The sequence below is a fragment of the Streptomyces sp. GS7 genome (assembly GCF_009834125.1).
In the GTDB taxonomy this organism is placed as follows: domain Bacteria; phylum Actinomycetota; class Actinomycetes; order Streptomycetales; family Streptomycetaceae; genus Streptomyces.
Genome location: NZ_CP047146.1, coordinates 8651963 through 8677086 on the forward strand (window position 1 = coordinate 8651963; position 25124 = coordinate 8677086).

Annotated in this window: 26 protein-coding genes; 19 read left to right on the forward strand and 7 right to left on the reverse strand. The window is 69.9% G+C overall.

Features of this window, described 5'->3' with window-relative positions; all coding sequences use genetic code 11:
* Nucleotides 1–4 precede the first annotated feature (4 nt).
* From GR130_RS37655 to GR130_RS37675, 5 genes are all read left to right on the forward strand, one after another.
* Nucleotides 5–694, forward strand: coding sequence for a zinc finger domain-containing protein (locus tag GR130_RS37655; protein ID WP_159510485.1), 690 nt, complete (start codon nucleotides 5–7; stop codon nucleotides 692–694).
* A gap of 86 nt (nucleotides 695–780) precedes the next feature.
* The gene (locus GR130_RS37660) at nucleotides 781–1302 is read left to right on the forward strand and encodes a hypothetical protein (protein ID WP_159508932.1); all 522 of its coding nucleotides are present in this window, start codon (nucleotides 781–783) and stop codon (nucleotides 1300–1302) included.
* Nucleotides 1303–1304: 2 nt separating this feature from the next.
* Nucleotides 1305–2621, forward strand: a complete 1317-nt coding sequence (locus GR130_RS37665; RefSeq protein WP_236573843.1) for a hypothetical protein — start codon at nucleotides 1305–1307, stop codon at nucleotides 2619–2621.
* Nucleotides 2622–2940: 319 nt separating this feature from the next.
* Nucleotides 2941–3333, forward strand: a complete 393-nt coding sequence (locus GR130_RS40135; RefSeq protein WP_201305112.1) for a plasmid mobilization protein — start codon at nucleotides 2941–2943, stop codon at nucleotides 3331–3333.
* A 4-nt stretch (nucleotides 3334–3337) separates the two neighbouring features.
* Nucleotides 3338–5131, forward strand: a complete 1794-nt coding sequence (locus tag GR130_RS37675; protein ID WP_236573845.1) for a mobilization protein — start codon at nucleotides 3338–3340, stop codon at nucleotides 5129–5131.
* Here GR130_RS37675 and GR130_RS37680 read toward each other — a convergent pair.
* Together GR130_RS37680 and GR130_RS37685 are read right to left on the reverse strand one after the other, a co-directional pair.
* Nucleotides 5041–5604, reverse strand: a complete 564-nt coding sequence (locus tag GR130_RS37680; protein ID WP_159508938.1) for a flavoprotein — start codon at nucleotides 5602–5604, stop codon at nucleotides 5041–5043. The two genes, GR130_RS37675 and GR130_RS37680, sit on opposite strands and share 91 nt — an antisense overlap.
* Nucleotides 5601–6863, reverse strand: a complete 1263-nt coding sequence (locus GR130_RS37685; protein WP_159508940.1) for a helix-turn-helix domain-containing protein — start codon at nucleotides 6861–6863, stop codon at nucleotides 5601–5603. The genes GR130_RS37680 and GR130_RS37685 overlap by 4 nt, the downstream gene beginning before the upstream one ends.
* 177 nt (nucleotides 6864–7040) lie before the next feature.
* Here GR130_RS37685 and GR130_RS37690 point away from each other — a divergent pair, with 177 nt between their 5' ends.
* From GR130_RS37690 to GR130_RS37720, 7 genes are all read left to right on the forward strand, one after another.
* Complete coding sequence (locus GR130_RS37690; protein ID WP_159508942.1) at nucleotides 7041–7478, forward strand: ATP-binding protein; 438 nt, start codon at nucleotides 7041–7043, stop codon at nucleotides 7476–7478.
* A 38-nt stretch (nucleotides 7479–7516) separates the two neighbouring features.
* Entirely contained in the window at nucleotides 7517–8803 is a 1287-nt protein-coding gene (locus GR130_RS37695; protein ID WP_159510486.1) for a UDP-N-acetylglucosamine 1-carboxyvinyltransferase, read from the forward strand.
* On the forward strand, nucleotides 8800–10023 hold the full coding sequence (locus tag GR130_RS37700) for a metallophosphoesterase (RefSeq protein ID WP_159508944.1): 1224 nt from the start codon (nucleotides 8800–8802) through the stop codon (nucleotides 10021–10023). Before GR130_RS37695 ends, GR130_RS37700 begins: the two co-directional genes overlap by 4 nt.
* Nucleotides 10020–10559 carry a dCTP deaminase gene (gene dcd / locus GR130_RS37705; RefSeq protein WP_159508946.1) on the forward strand — a complete coding sequence of 180 codons (540 nt, stop codon included), beginning with the start codon at nucleotides 10020–10022 and terminating at the stop codon, nucleotides 10557–10559. The genes GR130_RS37700 and dcd overlap by 4 nt, the downstream gene beginning before the upstream one ends.
* A complete protein-coding gene (locus GR130_RS37710; protein WP_159508948.1) occupies nucleotides 10556–11092 on the forward strand; it encodes a dCTP deaminase in 537 nt (178 codons plus the stop codon). The genes dcd and GR130_RS37710 overlap by 4 nt, the downstream gene beginning before the upstream one ends.
* Nucleotides 11089–12186: a glycosyltransferase family 4 protein gene (locus tag GR130_RS37715; RefSeq protein ID WP_159508950.1), complete on the forward strand. Its 1098-nt coding sequence runs from the start codon at nucleotides 11089–11091 to the stop codon at nucleotides 12184–12186. Before GR130_RS37710 ends, GR130_RS37715 begins: the two co-directional genes overlap by 4 nt.
* A gap of 82 nt (nucleotides 12187–12268) precedes the next feature.
* Nucleotides 12269–13315, forward strand: a complete 1047-nt coding sequence (locus GR130_RS37720; RefSeq protein WP_159508952.1) for a serine hydrolase domain-containing protein — start codon at nucleotides 12269–12271, stop codon at nucleotides 13313–13315.
* A 74-nt stretch (nucleotides 13316–13389) separates the two neighbouring features.
* Here GR130_RS37720 and GR130_RS37725 read toward each other — a convergent pair whose 3' ends face one another.
* Nucleotides 13390–14364, reverse strand: a complete 975-nt coding sequence (locus GR130_RS37725; RefSeq protein WP_159508954.1) for a radical SAM protein — start codon at nucleotides 14362–14364, stop codon at nucleotides 13390–13392.
* Complete coding sequence (locus tag GR130_RS37730) at nucleotides 14361–15179, reverse strand: helix-turn-helix transcriptional regulator (RefSeq protein ID WP_159508956.1); 819 nt, start codon at nucleotides 15177–15179, stop codon at nucleotides 14361–14363. The genes GR130_RS37725 and GR130_RS37730 overlap by 4 nt, the downstream gene beginning before the upstream one ends.
* Before the next feature lie 62 nt (nucleotides 15180–15241).
* Between GR130_RS37730 and GR130_RS37735 the strand changes: the two genes are divergently transcribed.
* The 3 genes from GR130_RS37735 (at nucleotide 15242) to GR130_RS37745 (ending at nucleotide 18787) form a co-directional block, all read left to right on the forward strand.
* Entirely contained in the window at nucleotides 15242–16810 is a 1569-nt protein-coding gene (locus tag GR130_RS37735) for an MFS transporter (RefSeq protein ID WP_159508958.1), read from the forward strand.
* A gap of 196 nt (nucleotides 16811–17006) precedes the next feature.
* Nucleotides 17007–17840 (forward strand): VOC family protein, encoded by an 834-nt coding sequence (locus GR130_RS37740; RefSeq protein WP_159508960.1) that lies wholly within the window; start codon nucleotides 17007–17009, stop codon nucleotides 17838–17840.
* Entirely contained in the window at nucleotides 17837–18787 is a 951-nt protein-coding gene (locus GR130_RS37745) for a Gfo/Idh/MocA family protein (RefSeq protein ID WP_159508962.1), read from the forward strand. Before GR130_RS37740 ends, GR130_RS37745 begins: the two co-directional genes overlap by 4 nt.
* 45 nt (nucleotides 18788–18832) lie before the next feature.
* Here the strand turns inward: GR130_RS37745 and GR130_RS37750 are convergent, their stop codons facing one another.
* Nucleotides 18833–19831 carry a helix-turn-helix transcriptional regulator gene (locus GR130_RS37750; protein WP_159508964.1) on the reverse strand — a complete coding sequence of 333 codons (999 nt, stop codon included), beginning with the start codon at nucleotides 19829–19831 and terminating at the stop codon, nucleotides 18833–18835.
* A gap of 129 nt (nucleotides 19832–19960) precedes the next feature.
* On the opposite strand from GR130_RS37750, the gene GR130_RS37755 reads away from it, so the two are divergent.
* Nucleotides 19961–20449, forward strand: coding sequence for a VOC family protein (locus GR130_RS37755; protein ID WP_159508966.1), 489 nt, complete (start codon nucleotides 19961–19963; stop codon nucleotides 20447–20449).
* A 25-nt stretch (nucleotides 20450–20474) separates the two neighbouring features.
* Here the strand turns inward: GR130_RS37755 and GR130_RS37760 are convergent, their stop codons facing one another.
* Both GR130_RS37760 and GR130_RS37765 read right to left on the reverse strand, forming a co-directional pair.
* Nucleotides 20475–21650: a winged helix DNA-binding domain-containing protein gene (locus GR130_RS37760; RefSeq protein ID WP_159508968.1), complete on the reverse strand. Its 1176-nt coding sequence runs from the start codon at nucleotides 21648–21650 to the stop codon at nucleotides 20475–20477.
* A complete protein-coding gene (locus GR130_RS37765; protein WP_159508970.1) occupies nucleotides 21647–22273 on the reverse strand; it encodes a TetR/AcrR family transcriptional regulator in 627 nt (208 codons plus the stop codon). Before GR130_RS37765 ends, GR130_RS37760 begins: the two co-directional genes overlap by 4 nt.
* Before the next feature lie 455 nt (nucleotides 22274–22728).
* Between GR130_RS37765 and GR130_RS37770 the strand changes: the two genes are divergently transcribed.
* From GR130_RS37770 to GR130_RS37780, 3 genes are read left to right on the forward strand one after another with little or no spacing between them, the layout of a single operon-like run.
* A complete protein-coding gene (locus tag GR130_RS37770; protein WP_159508972.1) occupies nucleotides 22729–23163 on the forward strand; it encodes a VOC family protein in 435 nt (144 codons plus the stop codon).
* Nucleotides 23164–23176: 13 nt separating this feature from the next.
* Nucleotides 23177–23557: a VOC family protein gene (locus tag GR130_RS37775; RefSeq protein ID WP_159508974.1), complete on the forward strand. Its 381-nt coding sequence runs from the start codon at nucleotides 23177–23179 to the stop codon at nucleotides 23555–23557.
* Between the two features lie 58 nt (nucleotides 23558–23615).
* Nucleotides 23616–24332 carry an NADPH-dependent F420 reductase gene (locus tag GR130_RS37780; RefSeq protein ID WP_159508976.1) on the forward strand — a complete coding sequence of 239 codons (717 nt, stop codon included), beginning with the start codon at nucleotides 23616–23618 and terminating at the stop codon, nucleotides 24330–24332.
* The last annotated feature ends 792 nt before the right edge of the window (nucleotides 24333–25124 follow it).

Genomic DNA, 25124 nt, shown 5'->3' on the forward strand with positions numbered 1-25124 from the left:
TGCACTGGATCGCCGCGAAATTGCCGCCCTCCTCGCCTACATCGGCCGCCTCGACCCCCGCTCCATCCGCACCGATGCCGGCGAGGCCCGTGACCAAATCGCCCAATGGCACGAGTTGCTGAGCGACGTGCCGCTGACCACCGTCCATGGCTGGGATGCCCGCGAGGCGATACGGGACCACGTCCTGGACTCCCCGTACCCGCTCCTGCCCGTGGACATCGCCCGCAAGTGGCGCGCCCACCGCCGCGACCGCCTCGGCCGGCACACCGACCCCACACCGTCCGCTGACCCGGACGACCCTGCCGCCTGGCGGGCCGAACTGTTCGCCACCCGACACGCGGTCGCCACCGGTGCGGCTGCGCCCTCGTCGCACCGGCAGATCACGAACGGCGGTCCACACCCCGACATCGCAGCCCGCCTCGCTGCCATCGGATCGTGCGTCCCGCCCGCTGCCCGCGCCGAGCTCGCCCCCTACCGGCCGATGCGAGCCACCCGCGAGGCCGCCGTCGCCGCGGGACGGCCCGACGCGCTCAGCGTCCCTTGCCAGTGGTGCCACGCCGGCAAGGGCGAGCCCTGCCGTACCCGGCGCGTAGGCCCCGACGGTCGCTCGCGAGGCAACGTGCCCCGCACCGTGCCCCACCCGACGCGTGTGGACCTCGCCGCAGCCGAGCTCGCCCAGCACACCGCCGCGTAATCCGCGCCAACTCCCTCCCCTCCCCCCTCACTGCCCCCGTGCACGGCTCAACGCCGCATGCCCCGTGGGCCCTTCGGAGACCTCATATGCCCACTACCGCAGCTCCCCCTGCCCCGACAGGTCCGTCGACTTCGACCTGGACCGCTCCGTCGGGGTGCATCGCGGCCGTCGTACTGGCCGCGCTGACCTTCCTGCTCGCCCTCGACCTCGTGCATCAACTCACTGCCACGGCTTACGCCTCCACGCCTCTCCCATACGTGTTCCTCGGCGCCACCAACGGGTTCATCGCCCTGTCGATCGCCGCCGTAGTCCGGCTGCGCTCGGCTCCGCTCGAAGACGAGGAGTACGCGTGGAAGCTGACTGTCGCCGCGATAGCTGTCCGCGCCGCCACGGTCGTCGTGCTCGGCTCGCTCGCCGACCGGCAGGGTCCGGGAGGCGCCTGGACGCTGGCCGGCGTCACCGTCGTGGCCATGTCGGCCTGCGCGCCTCTCATCCCCTTGGGCGTCGTCCACCTCTACGTTCTGGCCGCCGAGCACGCCGCAGGCGTGAGCCAGCGAAGGGAACCGGACGCGTCGAGCCAGGAGCGGACTCGGGGCGGTGACGCCTGAAAGTGCCCTGGTCGACATGGGACGCCACTCCCCTGATGCTCACCGCTTTGGCCTTCGTCTCCGGCGGGGTACTGGCCACATACCTGACCCGGCGAAGCCGGAGTGGCAGCAACGGCCAACGGCCAGAGCGGCGAGGAACGCTCGCGCTCCGGCTGGCCGCTGTCGCCGCGACCGTGTGCACGATCTACAGCGCCGACACCAGCTGGCGGTTCGCCGCACACTACCTCGGCATGTACAGCACGGCGGAGCGGATCGCGATGTTCGCCGCCGGTGAGCTCGCGCTGTTCTCCACCGCCCTGCTGGCTCGGCAGAACCTCCACAGCGACAAGCGGGCACCCGGTATGCCCGGGGTCCTGGTCTGGGTCATCACGACGGTTCAGATCATCCCCGCGTACGCCGAATCGGGTCTGGTCGGCGGCTCGGTGAGGGCCTTCCTCGGGCCGGTCATGGCCGGCGTGCTGTGGCACCTCGCCATGGGCATCGAGCTGCGCCACCGCATCGCCAAGGCCGCCTCCGACAGCCTGGCCGCCCGCATCGGGCGCGAGGCCCGCGAGCGCCTCCTGTCTCGCCTGGGCATCGCCGACCGCAGCCGCGACGCCCAGGAGATCACCCGCGAACGCGCCACTGCCAAGGCCGCCGACCTGGCCGCGCGCCTCTACGCGAAACCCAAGGCATACCGCACGACCCGGCGTGGCCGGCTCGCCATGCGCCGCCTGTCCGATGCGGTGGACCGGGCCCAGGTGGCCACCGATCCGCAACAGCGCGAGCGGCTCCTGGCCCGGTTCGCGGCCCGCCGGAACGCCGCGGCCCTGCTCGATGCCGACCTGGCCTTCCCCTGGGAGACCGGCACCCGCCACCATTCCGCATCCACGCCGCCAAGGCTGCCGACTTCCGGTGACTCCGCTTCCGATGGCCCCACTTCCGGTGCAGCTCCGCGTTCCCATGACGACCCGCACCCCGCACGCGAGCACGTACCGGAAATCCCCACCCCCGAGCGCCGCCGGAAGAAGGACACCCCGCAAGCGAAGCGGGAACCACCCGAGGAGCCGGAACCACCTCACCCTCTTCCGGACCGCGACAGGCCGAAACCTCGGCCTCGCCGTACGGGGCGCCCGCCCGACACCTCCATCGACGAGCTGATCGCTATCGCCCGCGATCTCGAAGCCCGCACCGGATCCGCCCCCCACATGGCCATGCGGGCCGAGCTCGACAAGCTCGAACGCAAAGCCTCCAACAAACGGATCACGCAGGCACTCGATGCCCTGGAGGCCGGGCGCAAGGGCGGCACACCGATCCTCGGCGAGGCCAGCGTCGAGTAACGGTCCGGACTCCAACACCCAGCGGGTGTATCGGAATCACTTCCGGAATTGATTCCGGTACACCCGCTCGCCCTCACCCGACCATCCTCTGAAACGGAGACCCATGCACGAACCGCACCACGAAGACCCCACCATCCACGAGAACGCACTGACGAGTACCCCTGCCCCAGGCGGAGCAAGTTGTCGGGTAAGGAGCCCTTACCCGTCCTCCGCCCCTGAGGAGGCGGAGGCATCCGGCGCCGAGGGGGCGCCGGAGTCGGCCGGCCCGGGGGAGCCGACCGAGGGAGGGGCCAGCGCACCGTCGTCGAACGTGTCGCAGATGTCCGCTCCGCGTCGTCGACTGCGTGACCAGCAGCTGCGCGAGCATCGCATCCACCCCCGATACAACGACGACGAGTTCGGCCTCGTCCGAAAAGCCGCTGACCTGAGCCACATGGCGCCAGGCGGCTACGTCGCCGAGAGCTCGCTCGCGGCTGCGCGCGCCGACGATCCCACCGCAGCCGTCGCCGACTACCGCGCCATGGTGAAGGCGCTGATGGCCGCCAACGGTCAGCTCGGCCATGTCGGCAACAACCTCAACCAGCTCACCTGGCACCTCAACAAGGACGGCGCCTGGCCGCAACCGGTACTCGTGCAGCGGCTGCTGGAGCGCGTCGAGGCATCGATCGCCGAAGTGGACGCCGCCGTCGCCCGGGTGACCACGGGGCGGTGAGCCGGTGATACCGAAGATCATCCTTGGCAAGGGCCCCAAGGCCACGCGCCGCACGATCGGCTACCTCTTCGGCAAGGGCCGGGCCAACGAGCACATCGATCCGCACCTGGTGGCGTCCTGGAACGACTTCGCCCCCGATCCCGGCCGCAGCGCGCACCGTGACCCGAAAGACGTGATGGACCAGCTCGCCGCACAGCTCGACCAGCCCGTGCAGATGCTCGGCGACAAGGCACCCGAATTCACCGTGTGGCACTGCCCCGTACGCGCCGCTCCCGAGGATCCGATCCTGACCGACGAGCAGTGGGCCGTGGTCGCCCGCCGGATCGTGGCCGCCGCCGGCATCGCCCCTGAGGGAGACGAGGAAGCGTGCCGTTGGGTGGCGGTGCGCCACGCCGACGACCACATCCACATCGCCGCCACCCTCGTCCGCCAGGACGGCCGCCGCCCACAGCGCGACTATGACAAGCGCGCCGTCCAGAGCGAGGCCCGCAAGATCGAAGTGGACTATGGGCTCAGGCGGCTCAAGCACGGCGACGGCACGGCCGCCAAGCGCCCCACCAGCAAGGAGCACTTCAAGGCCAAGCGCCTGGGCCAGGACGCCACGGCCCGCGAGGTCCTACGCCTGCGGGTGCGCCGCGCGGTGGCCGCCGCGTCCAGCGAAGCCGAGTTCTTCGCGCTGCTGGAGGCGACCGGCGTGACCGTGCGGCCCAAGACCGAGCCGTCCGGCGACGTGACCGGCTACAGCGTCGCCCTGCCCGGCGACGTCAACAAACAGGGCGAGCCCATCTGGTACGCCGGCTCCACCCTCGCCGGCGACCTCTCCCTGCCCAAGATCCGCCAGCGCCTCACCGACACCCACGCCCAGCCGATCGCCGCCCAGCCCGGCAATCCCTGGCACCAGGCCACCGCCGCCACCGAACGCATCCCCCACCACCTCATCCACAGCGACGACCACGTGGCACAAGGACAGCTGGAAGCGCTCGGCGCAGCCTTGGACCTACTGCCTCTCACCGCACCAGCTGCGGTGAAGACCGAACTCGAACGAGCCGCTGCTGTCTTCGAGCGCGCCACCCGCTCCCGCATCACCGCCGACCGCGACAGCACCCACGTGCTGCGCCGCAGCGTCCAGGCAATCTGGTGCAACCCCACCCCGGCAAGCGACGGATCCGGGCTGGCAATGCTGCTGGACGCCGCGCTCACCGCCGTGGCCTTCGCGATGCACTGGCACCGCAAGCACCAGCACGCCCAGCAGGAGGCAGCAGCCCAGCAGGCCCTCGTCCACCTGCACACCGCGTACGCCCAGGTCGCCGAGCCGGTGCTCGACAACCTCGCCCAGCGAGCTCCCGCTCTACAGACCAAGCACCGCTACGCCCGCCACATCCAGCAGGCCGCCCCTGAGTACGCCGAGCGGATCCTGCAAGACCGTGCCTGGGACGCGCTCACTGCGGTGCTCGCCGAGGCAGAAGCGATGGGGCACAACGCGGCTACCGTCCTCGACCAGGCCGTCAATCAACGCAGTCTGGACGACGCCCGCAACCCCGCACGCGCACTGACCTGGCGCATCCAGCGCCTTGGCCAACGCCACGCCCCCAGCCCACTGGCCCAGGCAGCCAAGGCCCGCAGCACCACGCACCGCCCCACCGCTGCACCGGTCCAACCGACAGCAGCCGTTCCGTCCTCGCAGCCGTCACGAGGGCGGCGCGCTGATCACGTCCAGCTGGGCAGCTGGGGTGTAAGCAGTTCCAGCGCCTCCTCCCAGCGGAAGCGGTCGGCCCCGCCGCCGGCCTTCGGCCGGTGAGGCTCGTACGCCCCGATCAGGACGCCCATCTCGCGCAGCCGGTCCAGGCTCTGCCGGTACGCGGGGTGGGCGGCCTGGGCCGCGTTCAGGTACGGCAGGACGGCGGTCGGAATACCGAAGCCGTACGCCTCGCACAGGATGCCCAGGGCCAGAGTGTCGGAGATCCCGGCAGCCCACTTGTTGATCGTGTTGAAGGTGGCCGGGGCGACCGCGATCGCGTCCGCCGGTGGCAGCGGGCGGGGCTCGCCAGGAGTGCGCCAAGCGGAGCGGATGGGATAGCCGGTCTGGGCCTCGATCGCCTGGACGTCTATGAAGCCGAGCGCTTGCGGAGTGGCGACGACACCGACGTCCCAGTGCCGCTCCTGCGCGGCAGTGATCAGCTTGCCGACGTCCCCGGCGATGCCGGACGCGCAGACCACGATGTACAGGAACGGCTTCTTCGGCTGGTGGTGCTGGTCGGGCTGGTCACTCACGCGGGAACTCCCAGTTGGCGGCTGAAGTGGTGCAGTTCGGGCAGGGATCGGCGGCGGTCACGGGCGGCCATGTCGGCGACCAGCTCCCGTACGGCAGGACGACGGATGTCCTGGGCCGCGCAGCTCTCCGCGATCCGCAGGGCCTGGTAGCCGTCGGCGAGCCTCCCCTGCTGACTGTAGGCGCGTGCTGCCTCGACCCATAGGGCGGCCCGTCGCTCGGGGACCGGGATGTGCCGGCGCATGAGGGGACGGGCGGTCTCCAGGGCCACGCCCGCGTCGCCGAAGGTGACCGCGGCACTGACCGCGTGGAGGGCGACGTTGGTGGGGCTGAAGTTGGCCCAGGCGTCGGGGCGGTCGAGGTCGACATAGCGGGCGACGTCCCGCGCCTCGGCGAGGAAGTCCTTGGTGGCCGAGCGGTCCCCGCCTCCGCTGGCGGCCGTGACGCCGCGCAGGAGCAGCAGGCCGAGGGCCGCGAGGTAGCGCGGGGAGCGCTTGTCGTAGGCGCCGGTGAGCTGGTCGGCGGTGTGGCGGACCAGGGTGACGGCCTGGGCGGTGTGTTTCTCGCGGGCCAGTAAATGCGCCTGGACGCGGACGCTGGAGGCAAGAACGACGGGGTCGCCGCAGCGCTCGGCCTCGGCCATGGCGCGGCCGACCGCCAGCCAGGCATGGCCGTGATCACTGAGCTTGAGGAGCAGGCTGGCGGAGGTCTGGTACGCGGTGGCCAACAGGCCGGCGGCCTGGCTGGAGCCCGTTGCCGCGTGCCGGAGGTTGCCGATCAGAGCGGGCAGCACGCGTTCCAGCTCGGCATAGTCGCAGGTGCAGAAGAGCCGCCGGGCCGCAGTGACACGGTCGCTGAGCCCTGGTGTGTCCTGGGGTTCCTCGGCAGAGGCAGGTATCGGGCCTGGGAGGAGCGAGTGGACGAGATCGCCGTGGCCGGCGACCGGTGTGGCGGGTGCTGTGAGGGCGGCGATGCTGGCGGCGAGAAAGGTACGGCGGTGCATGTCCTCTGTCTCGGGTTCGCAGGTGCTGGTTTCCGGCATGGCGGCGAGTCCAACTGCGGGCAAAGGGATGCCGAGTTCCAGCGCGGCTGCCCGCACCACGCGGGAGTCCTCAGTCCCCCGGCCCTGTTCCAGGCGGCTCACCTTGGACTGGTGGTAGCCCAGTGCGGCAGCGACGTCCGTCTGGGAGCGTTTCGCGAGCACCCTTGCCCGCCGGATCACTTCACCGATCCGTCTCGCCTCGTCGTATGCATCGGCCATCTGTGCCACGGCCCCTTCCGCCGTCGCCGATCCTGCCTGCTCAACAGAGCGTAGTAGAGCTGCACTTGCTGCTCATGCAGGTCCTGCATAAGAGATGCAGCACCAGCACCCGGGGTGGCCTGTCCTCTACCGGCGCCGGTTCCGTGGAGTGGCCGCACTCGCCTGGGAGGCCAGCCCATGGAACCGCAGCACCTCAGCTTCTCCGTACCCGGCACGACGCGCGCTGTAGCAGCTGCGCGACGTCAGCTCGCCGCCGAGATGCACGACTGGGGCCTACCGGCCGACAGCGAGGCACTGCACACCGCTGAGCTGATGGCCGGCGAACTGCTCTCGAACGCGGTGCAGCACACAGGTCCCGGCGCCATCACCCTGGCTGCCCGCTGCGACGGCAATGCCATACGTGTCGAGGTCAGCGACAGCAGCCGCGAGCTGCCCCGGCCCAGGTCGCCCAGCGAAGGCGAGGAGCGCGGCCGGGGCCTGCTCATCGTCACGGCGCTGGCCGACCGGTACGCCGTCGAGCCGACCGAATCGGGCAAACGGTGCTGGGCCGAAGTCCACCTGCGAGCGGCCCCAAGTCCCCACGTCGCACTTCAGGTTCCCCTTCCAAGGAGATGACCGTGACAACAACCCGGACACCCGCCATCACCTCCGAGGTGATCGCCATCCGTCCCGGCCCGCCGCTTTCCGGGGCCGTGACCGTCGACGGCTCCAAGAACGCCGCCCTGCCACTCCTCGCTGCGACCGCAGCCCTGCGCAGGACCGTCCAGCTGTCCAACGTTCCGGCCAACGACGACGTCCAGGCCATGCTCATGCTGCTCCAGCACGCAGGCCACGGAGTCGCCCGTCAGGTCGGCGAGCCCCACACTGTCGTGGTGCGGCCGACCGACGGTTTGCGCATCGCGCCGGAATTCGACGCCACCGCTGCCCGTATCCGCGCCTCGTACTACCTCGTTCCAGCTCTCCTCGCCGTTCACGGACGGGCCGTACTGCCCTGGCCGGGCGGCTGCCGGATCGGTGAGCGCGGCATGGAGCAGCACTTCAAGGTGTACGAGGCGTTCGGCGACCGCACGCTCGTCAACGACCACGGCTACAGCGTCGAAGCCGGCGATAGCCGCACCGGCTCGGTGTCGGTGATGCTGCCGTTCCGCTCCCGCGGCGCGAGCATCGCGGCAATGCTGCGCGCCGTCGTTGCCGGGCGACCGCTGCGGCTGGGTCAGCCAAACCTCTCGCCCGAAGTCGTCAGCGTCCTGCAAGCGCTTCAGGCAGCCGGATGGGAGACCCGGGCCGACGATCGCGTCCTCTCCCTGGCTCCGCCTGCTTCCCCTCCGCAGGAGCCGGTGGCCTGGGTCGTCCCCGGAGACAAGGTCGAAGCAGGCACCCTGGCCTGCGCCATCGCCACCACCCGCGGAAACGGCCGCATCAAGGGCGTACACAGCAAGGACGTGGCACCGATGGTGGCCGCATTGCGCCGACTCGGCGTGCCCGTCGACGCCCAGCAGAACACTCTCGTCGTCCGTGCCGAGGGAACCCGCCCCACACATCAGCCCCTGCGAGCCATCGCCTCACTCTCTCCCGGCGGACTGGATGCCGATTTCGAACCGGCCTTGATGGCCCTAACGTTGGGGATGCCGGGCACCCACCTCTTCGCCGATGCGATCAACCCAGGACGCCACAGCAACCTCATCCCCCAGCTCGCCCGCCTGGGCGCCGACATCCACGAGACCTCCCCCACCCAGTGCCGCCTAACCGGACCTCAGCAGCTGACTGGAGCCGGAGTCGAGGCCACCGACATCCGGACCGGCTCCGCCCTGCTCATCGCCGGACTCACCGCCCGCGGCGTCACCACTCTCGGCGGCCTCGAACAGCTCCGCCGGGGGCACGCCGACCTTCCCACCAAGCTGCTCGCACTCGGGGCCGACATCTGCGAGGTCACCCGATGACCAGTCCACGCGCCCTGCGGCGGATCGCAGCCACCACCGACGTCCACTCCTCGTTCGACAACGCCCTGCCGATGCTCGCCCACCTGCACGCCATCCGCCCGGAGACACTGATCGTCGATTGCGGCGACTTCTTCGAAGGCAGCGGCTACTACCGCCTCGGCCACGGTCTCATCGAAACAGCGATCCTCAAGGGCCTCTACGACGTGATCGCACCCGGGAACCACGGCTGGATCCACCACTTCGACCCCCTGGTCCGGGCCATCACCGTGTGCGCAAACGCCGTCGATGCCGCCACCGGCGAACCGCTCTTCCGTCGCTTGCACACCGCCCGCATCGGCGGACAGCGCGTCGCCATCACCGCGGTCGTCGGCGAGCAGGCGTTCCACTCCATCCCTGTCGAGCAGCGAGCTGGGCACCGAGTCACAGAACCGGCCCAGGCCCTGCGCGAAGTGATGGTGGCGCACCACTACGAGGTCGACTCCTGGGTGGTGCTGAGCCACGCCGGTTTCAACGAGGACCTCGAACTGGCCGCCGCCTGCTCCTTCCTCGACGTGATCTTCGCCGGACACTGCCACAGCGACCACTACGGCCCAGTCCAGGTGGGCGAGACCTTCGTTCTCAAGGGACGCGAACTCGGCGTCGGCTACGCCCTCGCCGAACCGGCCCCCGAGCGATGGACCGTGCGCACCGCCCGGTTCCCCGACACCACCGGCACGGCAGCCCTACCCGCCCAACTCGCCTCCGTCCATGACCGGATCGAGGACCTCAGAGATCGCCTCGCCTTGCCAGTCGGGCCGATCGCCAAGCCGTACCGAGGCCAGGTCCTCGATCGCCGACTCCTCCTCGGCGAACTCGCCACCCGGCTCCACATCGCCCTCGGCGCCGAAGCCGTCATCCTCAACGAGACCGCCCTGCGCTCAACCCAGCTAGACGATGTCCTCACCTTCGGCGACCTCCTCACCATCGAGCCCTTCAACAACCAGCTCGTCCACGCCCACGTTCCCGAGACGCTGCGCAACAGCCCTCGTGCCCTGCTGGACCTCCTCGCCAAGAGTGCTGGCCCCTTGGTCGCCGAGCCGACCCCGCTGCCGCCACAGCTGCCGACCGCGCTGACCACCAACTACCTCGCCGAGAGCTACCTGGACGGCCGCACCCACCAAGCCGGCCTCCGCCTCCGCCAGGCCCTCCAGCAGATCCTGACCGAAGGACCTCACCGATGATCCTCACCGGCCCCGAAATCACCGCAGCCGCGGCCGACGGCCGCCTGCGCATCACCCCCTTCGACGCCGCGCAGATCAACCCCAACAGCTACAACGTCCGCCTCGGCCCGACCCTGCTCACCTACACCACCCCTCTCCTCGACGCCCACCAGCCCAACCCGACCCACCGGATCGAGATCGGCGACGACGGCTACGTCCTCAAACCCGGCCAGCTCTACCTCGGCCACACCGTCGAACAGGTCGGCTCCGACGCCTTCGTCCCCCTCCTCTTCGGCCGCTCCTCCGTCGGCCGGCTCGGCCTGTTCGTAGAAATCACCGCCCCCATCGGCGACATCGGCTTCCACGGCCAGTGGACTCTGATGCTCTCTCCTATCCGCCCCTTACGCGTCTACGCGGGCATGAAGATCGGCCAGATCATGTTCTTCGTCGCCATCGGCCCGGTCGCCGCCTACAAAGGCAAGTACCAGGCATCCACCGGGCCCAAGCCCTCCGCCTATTGGCAAGACCTCGCCCCGTTGGAAGCGGTGGCACCGTGATCCTCACCGGCCCCGCCATCGCCGCCGCCCACACCGCGGGCGAGATCACCATCGACCCCTACGACCCCAACAGGCTCTCTCCCAACGCCTACGACTGGCGTCTCAGCGACGAACTGCGCATCTGCGACGGAGACCTCGACGCCGCCACCCCGACCCCGTCCACCGAAATCACCATCCCCCGCACGGGATTCATCCTGGAACCCGGCATGCTCTACCTCGGCGTCACTCATGAGAAGACCGGCTCGGAAACCTACGCACAGCTCCTCAACGGCAACCGCACCACCGGCACCCTCGGCATCTGGGTCCACGTATCCGCCCCGCTCGGCCACCAAGGCCACGCCATCCGCTGGACCCTGGAGATCCGCGCCAGCCAGCCGGTCCGCATCTATCCCCGCATGACCTTCGGCAAGCTCGTCTTCCTCCAGCCCCTCGGCGCCACCGCCAGCTATCAGCAGCACGGCCTCAAGTACACGGCCAGCCAGGGAATCGAGACCTCCCGCCTGTACGAGGAGACCCCAGGAGGCCGGACATGACCGGCAAAGTTGCCACAGCCCTGGACCTTCCCTACCCCAGCCCCGGTGGCAGCGTCGAACTCTTCCTCGACCTCTACGCCGGAACTCAACCCCTCATCCCCGCCGACGCGTTCATGCTCGACTCCACCGGGCATCGCCCCCGCACACCTCCAGGGCTGAAGCTCCTGCCCGTCACCGGCAAATGCCTGGAAGGCCCCGCCCTCCGTCGCTACATCGCCAGGCTGCGCAAAGCCTTGGCCATCGCCATCGAGTCGGCACAGATCGGTGTCCTCCACCTGCACCACCTCGCCTTCGGCGCTACGCCGGCCCTCATCCAAGCCCTGCCCACACCTCCCCGCATCGCCCTCGTCCACGGAACCGATCTCCTCTTCGCCGAGACCCACCGAGACCAACTGGCCATCCTCCAGCAGTCCGCCCGCGAGAGCGACGCGATCGTCGTCCCCACCGGCGCCATGGCAGACCGCCTGCTCCAGCTCGCCCCGCAGACCAACCCGCGAAAGATCGAGAAGATCCCCTGGGGCATCCCGGACCACCTCCTGACCAGTCCACCGCCCCAGGCAGGTCACCGGCACACGAGCCGTCTACGGCTGCTGTACGCCGGCCGCCTCACCGCCGAGAAGGGTGTCGATGTCCTCCTCCGAGCCATCCCGCTCACCCAGGCCGTAGAACTGAGCATCGCCGCCCCGCCGGCACAGTTCCAGGCCCTTGCCCCGCTACTGCGCCGCCTGGGGGTGCGTGCCCAGTACCTCGGCTGGCTGCGCCGTCCACAGCTGTGGAAGACCTTCGTCGATCACGACGTCCTCGTCATGCCCTCCACCACTCTGGAGGCCATGGGCCTGATCGCCCTCGAAGCCCAAGCCTGTGGCCTGCCCGTCCTGTACCAGCCGGTGCCCGGCCTGAACGAGTCCCTCGCCGCAACCGGCCTGGCCACCGACTTCACCAACCCGGCCGCCCTCACACGGGATCTCGACCGCCTCCGCACCACGCCTGGCCTGCTTCCCGCTCTCCGGGAAGCAGGCCGCGCAAACGCCGCCCAATACCCCCTCAGCGCCACCGCCACGGCCCTGACCGACCTCGGCAAACAGCTCAGCTGACCACCCCGTGGCGCAGCCGAACCTGCACCGACGGCGTCACTACGCTGACCGACGGAAGCCCACGGCACACGATCGGGAGACCATGACGCTCGACATCGACAGCATCGACAAGCTCCTGCACAACGGCGTTCGCGACAACGTCTACCCCGGTGCCGTCTGGGCCATCGGCGACGCCACCGGCACGCAAGCGAATGGCGCCATCGGGCTCCTCGACCCGACGCAACCCGACCAGCCGATGCGACTCGACACGATCTTCGACGTCGCCAGCCTCACCAAGATCCTCGCCGTCTGGGCCTCCATCGGGACACTCGTCGAGGACGGAAAGCTTCAGCTGAACGAGCCACTGGGCAACTTCTGGCCCGAGGTCACCGGCCACCAGCTCAGTGAGGTCACCACCCACCATCTCCTGACTCACACCGCCGGCCTCCCCCTCCGGGCCAACCTCAAGAACCTCTACGGCACCGATGCCCAGGACATCCGCGACGGCGTACTTCACGAGGCCCTGCACCGCCCGCCCGGCGAAGCCGTCGAATACACCGACCGCGCCGCCCTCGTCCTGGGACACCTCGCCGAACACATCTCCGGGCAAAAGCTCGACCAGCTCGCTCACACACGGATCTGGCGCCCCCTCGGGATGGCTGAAACGTCCTTCGGCCCCCTTCCCTCCTGTTCCGTGAAGCGCTGCGCGCCGACCGAGATGAACGAGGCCGCCGGACTCCATCTCAAGGGCATCGCCCACGACTTCTCCGCACGCCTCCTCGACGGCGTGTGCGGCATCGCCGGCGTCTTCTCCGTCCTCGATGACCTCGCCGTCTTCCTCCGCCACATGTTGGATCCCGCAGTTGCTCCAGAGGCACCGGGCTTTGGCCCCGACTGGGTGACGGAGTCACTCCGGATCCACACAGAGGAGATGACGCCAGAACGGGGCCTGTTCTGGCATCCAGCTCCTGGCACCGATCCAGCAACAGACGACATCTGGGTGCACTACGGCTTTACCGGCACGGGCATGTGGATCTCACCAGCGAACAGTCGCTGGGCGGTCCTGCTCACCAACAAGCTCTATTACACCCGCGACCGCGAGCCTCTGACCGCGGTTCGCAACGCGTTCCGCGCCGCCGCATTCCGGTAGGAGCATCGGACCCACTCGCCACAGAACACAGCCTTCCTGCACACCAGCCAGCCCACGGCCGCTGTTCCAGCCGTTCAGGGAACGGGGCGGCGCAGGCTCCTGATGTAGTCCTGCCATCGAGGGATGCCGTGCTGGGCTGCGCGGGCGTGGATGTGGTCGGTGACCTGCTGGACGTAGCGCGAAGGCATGGCGCGGCGGGTGTCGAAGTCGGCGGCCAGGCGGTGGTGGAGGCGGGGCGGGAGGTTCCGGGCGGCTTGGTCCAGGAACCAGTCGCGGGCGCCGGGGCTGAGGCGCATGACGTCGGGGAAGACGGTGACGGCTCCGGCTTCGGCGCAGGCGTCGACGAGGGTGTTGAGGGCGTCGGGGTGGTCGGCGGCGTGGGGGATGACGGGGGCGATGAGGACGCCGGCGGGGACGCCCGCGGCGCGCAGGGCGCGGAGGGTGTCGAGTCGGGCGCGGGGTGGGGAGGCGGCTGGTTCAAAGGCGCGCCACACGCGGTTGTCGAGGGCGCCGAGGGAGGTCATCACCAGGACGTCGGTCACGCGGGCGGCTTCGGTGAACAAGGCGATGTCGCGGCGGAGGAGCGCGGACTTGGTGGTCGTGGTGAAGGGGACGCGGTAGTCGGTCAGGGAGCGCAGGATGCCGGGCATCAACTGGTAGCGGCCTTCGGCACGTTGGTAGCAGTCGGTGGAGGTGCCGACCATCACCCACTGGCTGCCGGTTTTCCCGGTGTGCAGTTCACGGCGCAGGACGGCGGCGGCGTTGGTCTTGACGTAGAGGTGGGTCTGGAAGTCCTCGCCGGTGTTGTGGCCGAGGTGGTGGTGGCCGTCGCGGGCGAAGCAGTAGGTGCAGGCGTGGGTGCAGCCGCGGTAGGGGTTGAGGGTCCAGCCCATGCCGTCGGGGGTGGCGCCGGGCATGCGGTTGAGGAGGGTGCGGGCCTGGATCTCGTGAAAAGTGACGTCGTGGAAGTCGGGGGACGGGGGTGGTGCGGGGGTGACGGCGGAGGCCGGGAAGAGGGCGGGTTGCGGGTGCGGGTCGGTGGTGTTCACCGGTCCGTCTCGTGCGCGTCGTGGGGCGGAGTGAGGGCGCGAGCCGCGTCCGCCAGGTGGTGGGCGAACTCTTCGATGTGCGGGGCGAGTTCGGGGCTGCCGTGCAGGGTCGCTCCGCGTCCCAAGTTTTCCAGGGTAAGGATTCGTAGGGCGATGTGGAGCGGGTCGTCGGCGGAGAGGTCGACGGTGCACGTGTGGTCGTCGAGGGCGCGGACGCGGGAGGGGAAGGCTCCGGTGCGGGTGCGGACGGTCTCGGCGTCGGAGAGGACCGTGGCCTGGGCTCGGTAGCGGGCGGGCGTGGCGGCCAGGCATGCGGTCAGGTACGCGGCGGCGTCGGGGGCGGGGAGCCGGCGGGGTGGGACGCGGAGGCCGGTGGGGGCGGGGTCAGTGAGGCGGTCGACGCGGAAGGTGCGCCAGGCGTCGCGGTTGAGGTCGTATGCGGCGAGGTACCAGCGGCCGTGAGCGGCGATGAGGGTGTGGGGCTCCACGCGGCGCGTGCTGGGGGTGCCGTCGCGGGACTCGTAGGCGAAGGTGACGATCTCGTGGTCGCGGCAGGCGGCGGCGAGGGCGGTCAGCTCGGTGAGTTGTGCCTTCGGCGCTCCGTCGAACGGTAGTGACACGGTGGCGTGTTGGACGGCGGAGACCTGGTCGCGCAGGCGGGCGGGCAGGGCCTGTTCGAGCTTGGCCAGGGCGCGGACGGCGGTCTCCTCGATGCCGGAGACGCACGTTGCAGCGGCACGAAGGGCGACGGCGAGGGCAACGGCCTCCTCGGCATCGAAGGGAAGCGGCATCCGGGCGGGCAGGTCGGCGGTCATGCCTCCAGGCTGCCGGGCATTGAGGTCATTGGATGACCTATTGGGTTCTTAGCGTCGAAGGCATGACTGAGAATAATTCTCCTCAAAACGGCGTGAAAGCGTCGGTTGTCGACGCGCTGGTCGGTCCCTCGCAGGCAGTGGCGGACCCCCGCCGTTGGGTGGCGCTGATCGTCCTCCTCGTCGCGACTTTCATGGACGCGGTGGACGTGACCGTGGTGAATATCGCCATCCCCCACATACAGGCGGACACGGGGGCCTCGACCGCCCAGATCCAGTGGGTGGTCGGCGGCTATGCCCTGGCCTTCGCGCTCGGCCTGATCACCGGCGGGCGCCTGGGCGACCTGTACGGCCGCAAGCGGGTCTTTCTCATCGGGGTCGCCGGGTTCACCCTCACCTCGCTGGTGTGCGGGATCGCCGGCTCCCCCGAGGTGCTGCTGGCCGGCCGGATCGCGCAGGGCGCGGCGGCCGCGCTGATGGTGCCCCAGGTGCTGTCCATCATTCATGTCTCCTTCCCGAAGGAGGAGCGTGGCAAGGTTTTCGGGGTCTTCGGAGCGGTCAGCGCGCTGGGTGTGCTGGCCGGGCCACTGGTCGGCGCGCTGCTGGTCGAGGGCGATCTGTTCGGGCTGGGCTGGCGGCCGATCTTCCTGGTCAACCTGCCGCTGGGCGTGGCCGGACTGATCGTCGGCGCGGTGCTGATCCGCGATTCCAGGGCCGGGCACGCGGCCGGGCTCGACGTGGGCGGCATGCTGCTGTCCGTCCTCGGGCTGCTCTTCCTCGTCCTGCCTCTGATCCAGGGGCGCGAGCTGGGCTGGCCGGTGTGGACGTACGTGATGATGGCGGCCTCGCTGCCGGTGCTGGCGCTGTTCGTCGCGTACGAGCGCCGGGTGATCGCCCGCGGCGGCTCACCGCTGGTGGTGCTCTCGCTGTTCTCCCGCAGGAGCTTTGCGGGCGGGCTGGGCGTACAGCTCCTGTTCGGGCTCGCCTCGGGTGTCTTCTTCCTGGCCTGGGCGCTGTACCTCCAGCTGGGGCTGGGCTTCTCGCCGCTGAAGGCGGGCCTGTCCGGACTGCCGCTCTCCCTGCTGCTGATGGCCGGTGCCGGTGTCTCCATGCAGGTGCTGGTGCCGCGCTTCGGCCGCCGGGTGCTCCAGGCGGGCGCGCTGATCGCCGCGGCCGGGATGGTCCTCTTCGCCTGGCTGACCGGCCACTACGGCACGGACATCGCGCTGTGGCAGACGATGCTGCCACTGGTGCCGATGGGCATCGGCATGGGCCTGATCGTCGCGCCGTTGACGGACATCATCCTGTCCGAGGTGCCGCACGAGCACGCCGGTTCGGCCTCCGGCCTGAACAACACCACCACCCAGCTCGGCCAGGCGGTCGGCACGGCCCTGTCCTCGGTGATCTTCTTCAACCACCTGGGCGGCAACGGCAACCCCCTCGCCCAGGCGGCCAAGATGCCCGACGCTTTCGCGCACAGCCTGCCGTACGTCGCCGCCGCCTTCCTCACCGCGTTCGCGCTGCTGTACGCGGTGCCGCGCAGGGCCGGGCGCAAGGGCTCGGATGCCGACGGCGGCAACCGGGGTGAGGAGCAGGCCACGCAGCCGGCCCCGGACCCCGCGCTCACCCGATGAACCGGGCGGGGCCGGTGCCGCGTCGACCTGGTGCGGCACCGCCCCCGCCCCGCGTGGCGGCCCGCGCGCTTCGGTGACGGGCATCGGGCCACGGATCCTCCAAGGACATCAGGACGTCAGGACGCTAGGACGTTGGAGGACCTATTGGGCTCCTACGGTTCCGGAACACCGCACGTCCTCTCCGATAGGAGCCCTCATGAGCTTCATGTCACCCGGAAACGTCGTCTGGTTCGAGTTCGCCACCGCCGATCCCCAGGCGGTCAAGGACTTCTACGGCCCGCTGCTGGGCTGGACCTTCGAGCTGGACCCCGACTCCTCCACCGACGGCAACATCTACCTCCGCATCCTCCCCCCTGGCATGCCCTGGCCGATGGGCGCCATCCAGAGCCGGGAAGGAGGGACCGGCGTCCGCGAGGCATCCAACCTGTCGATCCTCTCCACGGACGTGGCCGGTGATGTCGAGCGGCTGCGCGGGCTGGGCGCACACGTGGAGGTGCCCGCCACCCCGGTCGGTGACGTCACCGTCTTCGCCCGGCTGCGCGACCCGCGGGGCAACGTCTTCTCGCTCTTCTCCCAGAGCAACGCAGCCCGCTTCGAGGACCGCATGGAGTCCACCCACCAGCAGATGAAGCAGGTCGCCGTCGAGCCCCGGCCCGGGATGTTCGCCTGGTTCGAGATCGGCACCTCCGACCCGGACGCCACCCGTTCGTTCTACTCCGCCGCCTTCGGCTGGCGGTTCGAGGGCGAGGGCCCGTACCAGTCCATCCTCACCGGCGGCCCGTACCCGGTCGGCGGGCTGCATGACCTCAGCGGGCTGGAGGGCGGCGCGGACTACGCCATGCCGTGCTTCCTGGCCCAGGACGTCACGGCGTTGGCCGCGAAGGCCGTCGCGGCCGGCGCCCGCGTCGAGCAGGGGCCGGAAACGGTGCCCGACGGCTGCCACTACGCCCGCCTACTGGACCCGCAGGGCAACCACTTCGGGCTGTTCAGCAACAACAGCAACAGCAACAGCAAGGAGAGTGCACGATGAAGATCGGTCTCCTGGGTACGGGATTCGGCCGCGCACACGCCGCCGTCTACGCCACCCGTCCCGACATCGAGAAGGTCGTCATCTTCGGCCGCACGCCGGCCAAACTCCAGCCGCTCACAGAGCAGTTCTGCTTCGCCACGACGACCGATCTCGATGAGATCTACGGTGACCCCGACATCGGCCTCGTCGACATCTGCCTGCCCACCCCGCTCCACGCCGACCACGCGGTACGGGCCATGGAAGCGGGCAAGGACGTGCTGTGCGAGCTGCCGCTGGCCGCCTCGTTGGATGACGCCCAGCGCATCGTCGAGGCTCAGCGCGCCACCGGTCGCCAGGCGTTCGTAGACCTCTTCGCCCGCTTCAGCCCCGTCAACGAGTACATCCTCAAGGCCCTCGCCGACGGGACGTACGGGCCGCTGCGCACCTGGGAGACCGAGACCCGCACTGCGCTGCTGTGGGAGGGCTATGACCTGCGGCTGGACTCCCTGGCCATGGACGCGCTCCACAGCGACCTCGACCTGTTCGCCACCGCCCTGGGCCGGCCCGAGTCCGTCGCCGCCCACGGCGTCGAGGGTGCGTGGCCCGGCTCGGCCGGTGAAGCCGTGCTGACGTATCCCGGCGGCGTGCTGGCGCGCTGCGCCGCCTCCGCACTCATGCCCAAGTCCTATGGCATGAGCGGTGGTTCGCGGATCGTCTTCGCCGAGGGCGTGCTGGAGACCGATTTCATGGGAGGCGCCGAGGGGCAGGCCCGCACCGTCCTCGTCGAGTACACCGACGCCGGGCGGCGCACCCTCGACCTGCCCGAGCGCGACACGTACGCGGCCGTCATCGACCATGTGCTGGCCTGCCTGGCCGGGAAGGAGACCTCAAGGATCGCGCCCGAAAGCGCACTGGACGGCCTCCGTCTCACCCTCGATGTCCGGCAGAGGCTCACCGCGCAGGACTGACACGGCGGATCAACAGCCGATGAGATGGCAGCGCTGCGGTGCACGTCACTCTCCCTGCCCTTGGACGGCGCCCAGGGCACGTTCGGCGATCCGGCGCAGGTGCGGGACGATTTCGGGCGGTCCGACGAGGGTGTAGTCCAGGCGCAGGGCGGCGATGCGGAAGGCCAAGTACTCAGGGGAGTCCACGGCCGTGCGCAGCCGGCAGCAGTGCTCGTCGATCCGTTCCAAGACTCCGAGCGAAGACGGAACGCCCTCGGCAGCGCGCTCGATCGGGGCGTGGACGATCAGTTCGGCGCGGCAGTTGCCCGGCCCGGCGGCCAGGGCGTCGGCCACGTATGCGGCGGCGTCCTGGCCGTCGGGCAGTTCGCGGTCGGGGACGCGGGCGCCGGTGCGGTGCAGGGCGTCGATCCGGTCGACGCGGAAGGTGCGCCAGCCGGCGCGGTCCAGGTCGTAGGCGAGGAGGTACCAGCGCCGTCCGGCGGCCACCAGCCGCTTGGGCTCGGCCAGCCGCCGGGCCGGCGCCCCGCGCGCCGGGGCGTATCCGAAGCGGATCTTCTCGTGGGCGACGCAGGCGGCGGCGAGAGCGGCCAGCAGCTCGGCGTCGGCCCCCTGGACAGGCTGGGGGAGGAACGTGGCGGCCTCGGCGACGTGCGACACCCGGCGCCGCAGCCGCGAGGGCAGTACCTGCTCCAGCTTGGCCAGGGCGCGCAGCGAGGTGTCCTCGATGCCGCTGACCGCCGCCGTCGCCGCCGCGCGCAGACCGATGGCGATGGCCACGGCTTCGTCGTCGTCCAGGAGCAGGGGCGGCATCGCGGTGCCCGCGCTGAGGCGGTAGCCGCCGATGTTGCCCTGCATGGCCTGCACGGGATAGCCCAGCTCCCGCAGGTGCTCGATGTCACGACGGATGGTGCGGGGCGTGACCCCCAGGCGCTCGGCGAGCTCGGCGCCCGTCCAGTCCCGCGGGGCCTGCAGCAGCGACAGCAGCTGCAGCAGACGGGCAGCGGGGTCTCGCGTTCCGCGCACCTCTCCTGGATCGATTGGCATGCCGCTCACGATCACCGCCCTTTAGGACGTCGAGTGACCTATTGAGCCCCTACCGTCGAAGAAGCCGGATGAAACACCTGTTTCCTCCCCATTTCCGGCGACCAGAGACCACCAGATAGGAGCCCCCCCATGGCCACCAAGGAAATCTTCCAGCGCTTCGTGCCCCTGCTGTACGTGCGTGACAGCCTGGAGGCGATCGCCTTCTACACCGACGCCTTCGGCGTCGAGGAACTCACCGAGCGCACCATGCTGCTGTCCCAGGTGCCCGGCATGGAAAAGACCCCCGGCGCGGACCGGACGGTCGTCTACTCCAAGCTCCAGTTCTCCGACGGGAGCGCGCTGGGTGTCGCCGAGCTGACCGCCGACACCAAGGCCGACGGCGAGCACGTCATCGGCAACAACATCCACATCGGCCTGGTCTACGAGGACCCCGCCGAGCAGCGCACGGCCTTCGACAAGCTCGCCAGGCACGGCAAGGTCCTGGAGGACCTGGAGAACCGGTTCTGGGGCGCCGCCTACGGCGCCGTCCGTGACAAGTACGGCGTCATCTGGGAGACCAACTGCTACCTCCCTCAGGGTGATGGCGAGGAATCCGGTGAGACCGGTGCGCTCGCCTGACCGCCCGGCCGCCGCGGGCGCGGGCTCACGAGGTGAGTTCGCGCTCCAGCGGGGTGCGGTAGGCGGGGGTGAAGCGGCGCTCCCCGAGGAAGGCCGCCATCCGTTCTACCTCGGCCCCGATGGCCGTACGGGCCTCCCGGCCGGGGTCGGTGGCGAGCAGTCGCCAGGCCAGGGTGCCGTCCTTGCGCTGCGCCCAGCCGCCGACGATCCGGCCGTCCCACCACACGGTCGGGCCGATGTTGCCCATCCGGTCGAAGAGCGCGGCGACGTGGTCGGGATCGAGGTAGAAGCCGCGCTCCCGCCAGCCCATCGGGGTCGGGTCCAGCGCGGGCAGCAATACGGCCGACGGCTCCGGATCGGCCACCGGTGCGTCCAGGTCCTCGGCCAGTGCATAGCCGGTGATGCCGTCGTCCAGGCGGACCTCGACCGCCTGCGCAGCGGCCACGGCCTTGCGGGTCTCGGTGACCGTCCAGCCGGTCCACCACTTCAGGTCGGCGACCGTACCCGGCCCGAAGGCGCCCAGCCAGTGGCGGACCAGCTCGGCGCGGGCCAACGGGGCTGGCATGTCCGGCAGTTCGGGAGCGAGGGTCCAGGCGTGCTGGTTGCTGGTCCAGCCGCCGCGGCGGCTGCCGCGGGTCAGGTGGCCGTCGGCGGCCAGGGCGAAGAGCAGGTCGGTCGCGATGCTCCGGCGCGACTCGTACGGTTTGCCGGGCGAGACGACCAGCTGCCGGTCCAGGCCCGGGACGGCGGTGGCCAACTCCGCCGTGGTGGCCTCGCCCCGTTCCCGTACGGCCTCCAGCGTGCTGCGGCTGACGTCCTCCAGCCAGGCGGCGTCGCCGTAGCCGTTCTGTTCGAGCTGACGCAGCAGACCCTTCATGCGGCCTGCGGCGTTCGGCCGGCCGACGGCGGCCAGCATCACGGGCGCCAGGGCGGTGGGAACGACGAAGAGGGTGCAGCGCATCGCTGTCATCCGCAACAGCGCCTCCCGCTCGTACAGTTCGCGTTCGATGGACTCGTGGCTGGGGCCGTCCATGCGGGCGGCGGCCGAAAAGTAGACCGTGGCGGCGTCGGTGGCGTGCAGGGCCAGCACCGACTCGACCACCTCCCGCGTGGCCGTCGCTCTTCGGCTCGGGCCGGGCAGATGCCGTCGGGTCAGGCGGGCGCGACGCTGTGCGTCGGTAATGCGGGGAACGGTGTTCATGCCTGTGCCTGTGGGGTGTTCTGGCCAGGGGCAGGGGTGGGGGCGGGCAGATTCGGGTTGGGGGTGAGGATGCGGCGCAGGATGTCCTCGACCTCCGCCCGAGTGGGCGGCGTGGTGCCGGCAAGGCCGCGCAGGGTCAGGCCGTTGGTGGCCACGGCCGCGGCGCGGGCGGTGAGCGGGTCCACGTACGGCATTAGCGCATCGATGCTCAGCTCGATGAACCGGTCGGCGATCGGACGCAGTGCGGGCCGGCGCAGGGCCGCCAGGTACAGCTCGAACTCCATGACCTGGTTGTCGCGTTGGGGGCCGAAACAGCCCATGAGGGCATCGGTGAGCAGCACGGCGAGCTGCTCCGGGGTGAGCTCGGGACGCTGGGCGACCCAGTCGGCGAGATAGGCGGCGTAGCGGTCCACGGACCGCTGGAGGGCGGCCTGGATGAGATCGTCCTTGGTCGCGAAGTGGTAGGTCGTCGCGCCCAGCGGGACACCGGCCTGCTCGGCGACCGCCCGGTGGGTCAGCCCCTCGATGCCGCGCTCGGCGATGACCTTCTCGGTGGCGGTGGTGATCTCCGCTATCCGCCGCTTGGGGTCGTACCGCCGCTTCGTGGCGCCCTGCCCGGCCATGATCGTCCTCCCAGGTGTCTCACACGCATCGACGAATGTGACTTGTGTACAAAGGTATCAATTTCTCCCCGAAAGCGCCTGCAGGCTTCCGCCCCGCCGACATCACCATCCCGTTCACCTCGCATTTTTTCCGTTACTCCTCGTCATTTGAGCAGGTGAGACGGTTGATCGCATCGAGTCGTTTGCCCTATTTGCCAGTAACGCTCGACAGAGATGCTGCACGTATGTACTAATTAAGGGGCGCGGTTCCGCGGGCACCCCGCAGAACCTGAGAGCGCAGGGTTTCTCACCTGCGGCTACGCGCTCCAGCCCGCCCCACCGCCACAGGCGCTGTGACCTGGCGGCATCGCGCGGAGGCGATAGCGGCGAACCGCCGCAGCACCCGGCCCCGGCCTACGCGCCCCCACCTGACCACTCCTGCCATCCCGCCAACCCCGATCGGAGGGAAGCCCACCATGATGAACATCGCCCCCTGCCTGGCCGTGAAGGACCCCCTCGCCACCGCCGCCTTCTACCGGAAGCTCGGCTTCGGCGTCCTCGACACCGGCCCCCTCAACCCCGAACACCCGCTGCTGATCATCACCCACGACGGCAAACCCGCCCTGATGGTCCAAACCGACACCAGCCTGCGCGAGCTGCTGCCCACCATGCAGCCCACCAACGGCTGCTCGGGCATCCACTACTTCACCGTCGCCGACTTCGACGCCACCATCGAACGCATCCGCCCCCACGTCGAGGTCGTCAAGGACACCGTCACCAACTACGACCGCACCGGCCGCGAGTTCTTCTTCTGCGACCCCGACGGCTACATCCTCGGAATCTTCGGCCCCGACAACATCGACGACTTCCGACAGCAGACCGAAACCGCGACCGCGACCGAAACCACCTGAGGGCACCACCGCCATGCACACTCCCGCCATCTCCGCCTGCCTCGGCGTCAACGACCTCGACGAGACCATCGCCTACTACGAGAAGCTCGGCTTCCAGGCCCTCCCCGCCCCGCCCCACGCCTACATCCGCGTGCTGACCTACGGCGGCGAATTCGCCTTCATGCTCCAGCAGACCAAGCTGCTCGGCATCTGGCTGCCGCCCCTCAAGGACACCCCACCCGGCTGCTGCGGCATGCACTACCTCGCCGTCGACGACTTCGACGCCTGGGTCGAGCAACACGCCGCCCACGTCGACGTCGTCAAGGGTCCAGTCGACGCCGGAGGCCACCAGGCCCTCTACTTCCGCGACCTGAACGGCTACCTCATCGGCGTCACCCAGAAGACCCAGCACTGACCACCCGGCCCTCCCCGGGAAGCCATCCCCCCAACCCCACACAGCAAGGAGCCACCCCATGAAGATCGCAGTTCTCGGCACCGGCGGCGGAGGCCGCGCGCACGCCGCCAAGCTCGCTGAGCTCGGCCACAAGGTCCACGTCGGCACCCGCGACCCCGAGGCCACCCTCGCCCGCACCGAGCCCGACATGATGGGCAACCCGCCCTACAAGCAGTGGCTCGCCGACCACCCCGGCATCCAGCTCCACACCTTCGCCGACGCAGCGGCCGCCGCCGACGACATCGTCATCAACGGCATCGACGGCCACAACGCCGTCACCGCCCTCACCGCCATCGCCGACCAACTGGCCGGCAAAACCCTCATCGACTACGCCGTCCCCTACCTCTACGGCGCCGAGACGGAGCACCCCTGGCCCACCCCCTGGGGCAGCATGCCGAAGCTCGACCCCTGCGACACCGACAGCCTGGCCGAGCAGATCCAGCGCGCCCTGCCCCGGACCAAGGTCGTGAAGTCCTTCGTCACCCAGGAACAGGACACCGTCGTCAACCCCCAGGCCATCGGCGGCGGCGACCACACCATGTTCGTCGCCTCCGACCACGCCGACGCCAAGCAGACCGCCACCGACCTCCTGAAGTCCTACGGCTGGACCGACATCCTCGACCTCGGCGGCCTCGTCACCGCCCGGGGCATGGAGATGTACGCCCACATGCACGGCGCCATCGGCCTGGCCCTCGGCCTTGGCAACCACTTCGGCGTCAAGATCGTCCGCCGCTGACCCGCTGGGCGCACCCGGCAACCACCGTGAGTCGGCGTCGACTGCGGACGGAATCGAGGTCCGTTCACCGCCCGCGAGGAAGCATTGCCTTGACTTCGCCGAGGCTCGCCTTACCGTCATGAGCGAATCAAGATGTACGCCCTCGGTCGGCATGGGAGGCCACGGGCCCTTCTGGGAGCCATCTGGGAGCCGACCCGCTCCCGAAAACCCTTCGACACCGCCCGAGACCAACCGGCACCACACCTCTGACCTGGGAAAACATCATCCCCGCAGGCAAGATCAGTCTCCGAACCTCATTCGGGACGAAGAGGTCGTGGGTTCAAATCCCGCCACCCCGACTGAAGGAACACCAGGTCAGGGGCCTGATCCGCTTAGCGGGTCGGGCCCCTGACTCGTTCCCGGAGATCGTTTGGGAGAAATCCGGGAGAAGATCTTGGTTCGCTCCTCCCGAGCGGCGACCCGGCGCCTCGTTGTGAGGCACGCCATAGGCCGGCTCGCGACCCTCGCCTCCGCGAATCCGAGGTGGCGCCCAGCCAGCGCCTCGAACTCGGCAACACCGCAGACCACTGAGCCTGCAGCAACCGGCGGCCTCCACCTCGACCAGCCAACTCCGCGCCGTGCAGGGCTCCTTCGCCGCAGCGCAATCGGAATCGACAGGGCCCCACACGGGTCACGCGCCTGGAGATCCCGATTCCGCGCGGGCTAGGATCCCGACACATGGTCAGTCGTCCCGCGAATCTCCATGAGCACGCTCGCGCACATGCCCTCGCGCAGCGCGTGCGTGGGCTCCGC